Genomic DNA, 975 nt, shown 5'->3' with positions numbered 1-975 from the left:
CCTTTTGAAAGAGCCAAAGATTCGCGGGAATGTTTTAAGTCAGCGGAAGCGAAAACGGCAAGTTTTGCCGCTTGCGCAAAAGTCAATGTTTCTTGATTATTTTCATTTGCGTACAAACCTGAGATAACAAGTAAAAGCAAAATTACCGTAATATTGCGCATCACATCACCCCTTTTATTGTCTTCTCAAGATTTGCTATCGAGCGTAACAATGGAGTATCCCACGGAAGCATGGCTTTTGCTCTGTTTAAATCTTCTAACGCCTCTTTGCCCTTTCCCGCTGTCCAGCGCAATCTTGCCCTGTCCAGCAGAACCATCGCGCTTTCCGCAGAAAACTCAGCGGCTCTGTCAAGAAAAATTGCCGCTTCATCATATTTCCCATTATCAGAAGCAAGTTCCGCGGAAAGTCTCAGCGCGCGAATATCTTGCGGATTATCAGCTAACAAAGATGTCAATAAATTTTCCGCTCCCTTAAAATCGCCCTTTTCGCGGAGAATCCTCGCAAGGTATAAATTTGCCTCTAACGATGAAGGACGTAATTTTATCGCTCTTCTGCAAGATTTTTCAGCTTTATCCGGCTTGTCAAAAAAATATTCCGCTTTTGCCCGCAGTATCAGCGCCGGAGGAAAATTATTTTGCTTATGCAAAAGTTCGATAACCTCTGCAAATTGTTTTTTTGCGTATGCGTCAGAAGCGCGGACATAAAGACGAACCGTTTCTGTATTCGGCGACCTGGCGCATGAAGCGGCAAAAAAAGCGAGGCAAAACACAACGCAAAAAATTGCTTGTAAAAAGTTTCTTTTTTGTAAAGTATTCTTCATAAAAACCTGCCTTTTTCACCTAACTGCGGCAAATGTATAAAAGCCGTTCCGCAAGCCGTCCTTTTGAAGCTGCCGCGTGTCCGCTAAAATACTCGTTGAACTTTGGAATACCTCTTAATGTTTTTAGCGCGCCAACAGCAAAAACAGTGTATGGA

1 protein-coding gene is annotated in these 975 nt (G+C 43.0%); it reads right to left on the bottom strand.

Annotation, left to right across the window (positions count from 1 at the left end; genetic code table 11):
- Positions 1–160 precede the first annotated feature (160 nt).
- Positions 161–820, bottom strand: coding sequence for a tetratricopeptide repeat protein (locus tag ACYVTD_RS14040; RefSeq protein WP_461248345.1), 660 nt, complete (start codon positions 818–820; stop codon positions 161–163).
- Positions 821–975 lie beyond the last annotated feature (155 nt).

The organism is Treponema sp. R6D11 (assembly GCF_054786075.1).
Note: the sequence above shows the minus strand (reverse complement) of the source record. Positions and strands in the feature narration are given on the sequence as shown.

What these genes read in the sequence shown, in the direction of transcription:
- ACYVTD_RS14040 (WP_461248345.1), bottom strand. Translation starts at nt 820, where the DNA reads ATGAAGAATACTTTACAAAAAAGAAACTTTTTACAAGCAATTTTTTGC.